Origin of the sequence: Paucibacter sp. XJ19-41 (assembly GCF_028462495.1) — a bacterium.
In the GTDB taxonomy this organism is placed as follows: Bacteria; Pseudomonadota; Gammaproteobacteria; order Burkholderiales; family Burkholderiaceae_C; genus Roseateles_E.
Window position 1 is genome coordinate 1 of the sequence record NZ_JAQOWX010000199.1, and the last position, 5,258, is coordinate 5,258.

A 5,258-nucleotide genomic window follows, 5' to 3' on the forward strand; every position below is an offset into this window, starting at 1 on the left:
GAGGCCGCCGCGCCGCCGGCCCCGGCCCTGCCGCCGGCCGAGCGCCTCAGCCTGTCCGGCCTGCAGAGCAACTGGCAGGGCCGGGTGCTGGAGCGGCTGGCCGAGTTCCGCCGTTATCCGGCCGGGGCCCGCTCGCGCCGCGAGCAGGGTGTCAGCCATGTGCGGCTGCGTGTCAACCGCGCCGGCCAGCTGCTGCAGGTGCGGCTGGAGCTCAGCAGCGGCCACACCGAGCTGGACCGCGCGGCACTGGCCACGGTGCGCGCCGCCGTGCCGCTGCCGGCGATTCCGCCCGAGCTGCCGGACGAGCTGGAGCTGTTGCTGCCGGTGGAGTTCTTCATTCGTTAGACATGCAGCAGCCGGCCGCCGCCGAATGACCAGTTCTCCCAGCTGGTCTCGACAAAGCCGACCATCACCTGCTCGGTGTCGATGCCGGCCTCGGCCAGATCGGCCATCAGCTGCTGCAGCAGTTTCTTCTTGACCTTGACGCTGCGCCCGACCGACCAGAGGATCTCGATCAGCACGAAATCGGCGCCGCGATCGGCCTGTAGGTCGGGATAGCGCGGATCGATGCGCAGGTTCTCGGCCGGCAGCTCCAGCACGCGCTGGAAGCGGTCGGTGGCCGGCGCGCCGGAGGCGACCAGGGCCGCATGGACCGCGTCGAGCACGGTGTTCTTGAAGCTCGCCGGCTTGGGCTGGCGGACGGTGACGGTGACCAGAGGCATGGCGTGAGCTCTCAGTAGTAGCGGGACAGGGGAAGGCGCGCCCAGCGCGCCTCGGCCTTCTCGGCCCAGGCCAGGAACCAGCGGTCCAGCAGCGGGCGGGCCGGGCCCGCTGGCAACGGGGGCTGGGTCGGGGGCGTGGTGCGTGGCCGCAGCGGCAAGATCGTGCTCATCGGGTCCTCCTGGGGCGATCCCGCGCGGTTTGCGCGGGCTGGTCTGGATGCTATGTTTGCGTTCATGCACGAACAATGGCTGAGCGTGCAGACTGAACTTGCAAATTTGCACATGACAACCCCATCGACCGAACATCCCGCCGAATCGCTGAACTGGGACGATCTGCGCTATGCGCTGGCGATTGCCGAGGCCGGCTCGCTGGCCGGCGCGGCCCGCGCCCTGGGCGTGCAGCACACCACGGTGCTGCGCCGCCTCGATGCGCTGGAGCAGCGCCTCGGCGCCCGCCTGTTCGAGCGCCACCGCCAGGGCTACCGCCCCACCGAGGCCGGCGAGCTGATGGCGGCCCAGGCGCGCGAGATGGCGCCCGGCGTGGCCGAGCTGCAGCGTCGCATCCTGGGCCGTGACACCGCGTTGCAGGGCCAGCTGCGTCTGACGACCGCCTTTGTCGCGATGCTTTACCTGCTGCCCGGGCCCTTGGCCGCCTTTGCCCGCGCCCACCCGGGCATCGCGGTCGAGATCAGCGAGAGCTCGGCCCTGGTCGATCTGTCGCGCCGCGATGCCGACGTCGCGCTGCGCATGAGTGCCCAGGTGCCCGAGCATCTGGTCGGGCGCCGGCTCGGCGAGATGCGCATGCGCATCTATGCGGCGCGCGGCGCACCCGATCTGCCGCAGGCCGAGACGCCGGTGGCGCGGCTGTGCCAGGACTATCCCTGGATAGGCTATGAGCGCGACCGCAGCTCGCGTTTCTATGACCGCTGGCTGCGCCGCCATGTGGCGGACGAGCGCATCGTGATGCGGGCCGACCTGATGCAGTCGGCCGCCGCGATGGCCCGCACCGGCCTGGGCCTGGCCCTGTTGCCGACCCTGGCCGAGGCCCATGAGCCCCAGCTGCTGCCGGTCTCCGCGGTGCTGCCCGACATGAGCATCCCGGTCTGGCTGCTGACCCATCCAGACCTGCGCGACACCGCCCGGGTGCGCGCCTTCATGCAGCAGCTGGGCGGCGATCTGGCCGAGCGGCTGGCGGCCGCGCCCTGAAGCCGGCGGCTCCCTTTACTGCAGCGCGGCCAGCTGCTGGCGCAGCGCGGCGTTCTCGGCTTCCAGCTCGGCAACCCGGGCCTGCAGGCGTTCCAGCTCGCTGGTCGGTGCCGCCTCGGCCGTCACGGTGTCTTCCGGCGCGGGCTTGGCTTTGCTGGGTTTGCTGGCCTCGCGCACCCGCTTGGCGGCCTGCTTCAGCTCATCCTTGCCGCCGGCGGCGGCGGCCACCTGCTCTTCGACCGGCAGGCTGGCCACCGCGGCGGCCGCATTGATCGAGATCTCGCCGGCCTTGACGGCGGCCACCAGCTCGGGCGCGGCCTGCTTCTGGATCTTCTCGATCTGCACCACCTGGCTGCTGCTGATGCGGGCCGCCCGGGCGATGGCCTCGCGGCTGTTCAGCGCCTCGACCGGCGGCAGCTCGGGGGTCTGGCTGTCGGCGGGGGCCGGCACCGGCTCGCTGGCCAGGATCTGGGCGCGGCGCTGCGCCACCAGCTCCTTCTTGCGCAGCGCCAGCACGCCGCGCTGGAAATCCGACACGCTGCGCCGACCCAGATGCTGGTCGATCATCCACAGATGCACGTCCTCGATGGACTTGAAGCGTGAATTCTGCACGGTCTGGAAGGGCAGGCCGTGCTTCTGGCAGATGCCGTAGCGGTTGTGGCCGTCGACCAGCACCTCGCCCCACAGCACCAGCGCGTCGCGGCAGCCCTCGGCCAGGATGCTGCGCTCCAGCGCGGCGTGTTCCTCGGGAGTCAGCGGGTCGATATAGGCGCGCAGGTCTTCGTTGACGGTGATGTTCATGGGCTGGTGTCGGTTCGCTGGGGGGCGGATTTTAGAGGCTGAGTGCGAAGCAGGCTGTTACGCCTTGGGTCTTCTTGAAACCCCTGGCTCGGCCGCCGACCTTCAAAATCCGGCCATGCCGCCGTTCGAGCGGGCGCTCCCCCAGGTTTCCGAGGTCCTCCACCATGCTGATCACCTGCTCCCATTGCCTGAGCAAGAACCGCGTTTACGAAGCGGGTGCCCGGTACAACCCGGCCTGTGACCACTGCACCCGGCCGCTGCTGGACGGTGGCTCGGTGGAACTCGGCGAGGCGAACTTCGACGCGGTGGTCAGCGGCACCGATCTGCCCATCGTGCTGGAGCTGACCGCCACCTGGTGCGTGCCCAGCCGCATGATGGCGCCGCAGCTGGCGCTGGCGGCGCGCCAGATGAAGGGCCAGCTGGTGTTCGCCCGGCTCGACACCGACAAGCACCCGCGCCTGGCCCAGCGCCTGGGCCTGCGCGGCCTGCCGGCGCTGCTGCTGCTGCGCGACGGCCAGGAGCGCCAGCGCATCAACGGCGCGCTGCAGGCGCCGCAGATCATCGAGTGGCTGGAGCGGGATTGGGTGGTGTAAGCACCCGTCCTTGCGTTTGCCGTTCAGCCCGCAGGCGCCGAGGTCCCAACTCCACAGTCTCGTATCAGCAGCTGCAGCAGCAGATCCGCCTGCACTGCATCCGTCCAGGCCTCGCTCTCCAGCAGGGTGCCCAGGCGCGGCGCATCGGCGGCGGCGCTGGCCAGCAGATGCACGTCGAAGGTCTGGTCTGGCTCGTCGAAAGCGACGTCCACATCCATGCCGCGCCGCAGCTCGAAGACCTGCTTGAGCTGACGGCTGTTCCCGCGCTTGTGGCCCACCTCCAGCCGGCAGCCGTGCATCAGCTCGAAGCGCCAGCGCCTCTCGGGGTGGGCGTCGGCGCCGATCTCGTTGAGAGCCAGCAGGCGCTGCTCATTGCCCATATCGAAAGGGCTGATCAGCGGCGCGTCCTCGCCGGGGTAACCCTCGGAACAGCCGAGCAGCAGCAGCACGGACAGCGCGATGCAGCAGGGCTTAAACAAGCCTGTCACCGTCGTGCTCCCCGGGCCGTGCCGCGCGGCTGGCCAGCACCTTGTCTATGGTCTTGCCGTCCATGTCGACGATCTCGAAGCGCCAGCCCTCCCAGTCCACCGTGTCGGCCACCTTGGGCAGGCGACCGGTCAGCAGCATCATCATGCCGCTGAGCGTGTGATAGCGGCCGCGCTCCTCCTCGGGCACCGCGTCCAGCTCCAGCCGGTCCTTCAGCTCGGGCACCGGGATGTGGCCGTCGAGCAGCCAGGAGCCGTCGTCGCGTTTCACGGCCCAGGCATCGGCCGGATCGCCCGGCTGGAACTCGCCGGTGATGGCCTCGACCAGGTCCTGCAGCGTCAGCAGGCCTTGCACCTCGCCGTACTCGTCGATCACAAACGCCATGTGCACATCAGAGCTGCGGAAGTTGTCCAGCAGCTCCATGCCGGTCAAGGTCTCCGGCACATACAGAGGCTGCTGCAGATGCTCGTCGAGCTTGGGCGCACCGCCGCGCATCAGCTGCGACAAGAGCTGGCGGGCATTGACCACGCCGACGATGTCGTTCAGGCCCTCGCGCACCACCGGGAAACGGGCATGGTCGGAGGCCTCGATGCGGGCCAGGTTCTCCTCCAAAGGCAGATTCAGATCCAGGCAGACCACATCGCCACGCGGCACCATCAGCGAGCCGATCTGGCGGTCGTCGAGACGGAACACATTGCGCACCATGGTGTGCTCGTGCGATTCGATCACGCCGGCGCTGGTGCCTTCGGCCAGCACCGCATGGATCTCTTCCTCGGTCACATTGAAGCTGCTGCTGGCCTTGACGCCCAGCAGGCGCAGCAAGGCATTGGTCGAGCCCGACAGCAGGCGCACAAAGGGCTTGGTCGCGATCGCCAGTGCCGAGATCGGCGTGGCCACCAGCCGGGCCACCGCCTCCGGGTTCGACTGGCCCAGCCGCTTGGGCACCAGTTCGCCCAGCACGATGGAGAAGTAGGTGATCAGCACCACCACCAGCACGGTGGCGCCGGGCCGGGCGACCTCGGCCGCCAGGCCCAGGGTCTGCAGCCACAGCGCCAGCGGGCCGGCCAGCGCGGCCTCGCCGACGATGCCGTTGAGCACGCCGATCGAGGTGATGCCGATCTGGATGGTGGACAGGAAACGGGTTGGATCCTCGCCCAGCTTGACGGCTGCGGCTGCGGACTTGTCGCCCTCGTCGATCAGCTTTTGCATGCGCGCCTTGCGCGCGGTGACCAGGGCGATCTCGGACATGGCGAACAGGCCATTGATCAGAATCAGAACAAACAGTAAGGCGATTTCCATGGGAGCGGGTGGACCGTGTCGACGTCGGATAAGTGCGCCCGCCGGCGGCGAGCCGGGGCGCAGAAAGCCCGGCCAGCGGGCAAGGCGCGTTCAGGCGCGCAGCGCGTCGGCCTTCGGCGGCCGCAGCGGCGTCTCCGCTCGGCTGGTCGGC

8 protein-coding genes are annotated in these 5,258 nt (G+C 69.6%); 3 read left to right on the forward strand and 5 right to left on the reverse strand.

Going from position 1 to position 5,258, the window contains the following annotated elements; translation table 11 throughout:
- On the forward strand, positions 1-345 hold a 345-nt coding region (locus PO768_RS27645; RefSeq protein WP_272648624.1), incomplete at its 5' end, for an energy transducer TonB.
- Here PO768_RS27645 and PO768_RS27650 read toward each other — a convergent pair.
- Both PO768_RS27650 and PO768_RS27655 read right to left on the reverse strand, forming a co-directional pair.
- On the reverse strand, positions 342-722 hold the full coding sequence (locus PO768_RS27650) for a tautomerase family protein (protein ID WP_272648625.1): 381 nt from the start codon (positions 720-722) through the stop codon (positions 342-344). The two genes, PO768_RS27645 and PO768_RS27650, sit on opposite strands and share 4 nt — an antisense overlap.
- Positions 723-733: 11 nt before the next feature.
- Positions 734-892, reverse strand: a complete 159-nt coding sequence (locus tag PO768_RS27655; protein WP_272648626.1) for a hypothetical protein — start codon at positions 890-892, stop codon at positions 734-736.
- A gap of 112 nt (positions 893-1,004) precedes the next feature.
- Here PO768_RS27655 and PO768_RS27660 point away from each other — a divergent pair, with 112 nt between their 5' ends.
- Positions 1,005-1,928: a LysR family transcriptional regulator gene (locus PO768_RS27660; RefSeq protein ID WP_269839352.1), complete on the forward strand. Its 924-nt coding sequence runs from the start codon at positions 1,005-1,007 to the stop codon at positions 1,926-1,928.
- A gap of 15 nt (positions 1,929-1,943) precedes the next feature.
- Here PO768_RS27660 and PO768_RS27665 read toward each other — a convergent pair whose 3' ends face one another.
- The gene (locus PO768_RS27665; RefSeq protein WP_272648627.1) at positions 1,944-2,729 is read right to left on the reverse strand and encodes a plasmid replication/partition related protein; all 786 of its coding nucleotides are present in this window, start codon (positions 2,727-2,729) and stop codon (positions 1,944-1,946) included.
- Between the two features lie 164 nt (positions 2,730-2,893).
- Between PO768_RS27665 and PO768_RS27670 the strand changes: the two genes are divergently transcribed.
- A complete protein-coding gene (locus tag PO768_RS27670) occupies positions 2,894-3,322 on the forward strand; it encodes a thioredoxin family protein (RefSeq protein WP_137942495.1) in 429 nt (142 codons plus the stop codon).
- A 23-nt stretch (positions 3,323-3,345) separates the two neighbouring features.
- On the opposite strand, the gene PO768_RS27675 is transcribed toward PO768_RS27670, so the two are convergent.
- On the reverse strand, positions 3,346-3,810 hold the full coding sequence (locus PO768_RS27675) for a hypothetical protein (protein ID WP_272648628.1): 465 nt from the start codon (positions 3,808-3,810) through the stop codon (positions 3,346-3,348).
- Positions 3,794-5,107, reverse strand: coding sequence for a hemolysin family protein (locus PO768_RS27680; RefSeq protein ID WP_262968797.1), 1,314 nt, complete (start codon positions 5,105-5,107; stop codon positions 3,794-3,796). Before PO768_RS27680 ends, PO768_RS27675 begins: the two co-directional genes overlap by 17 nt.
- Positions 5,108-5,258 lie beyond the last annotated feature (151 nt).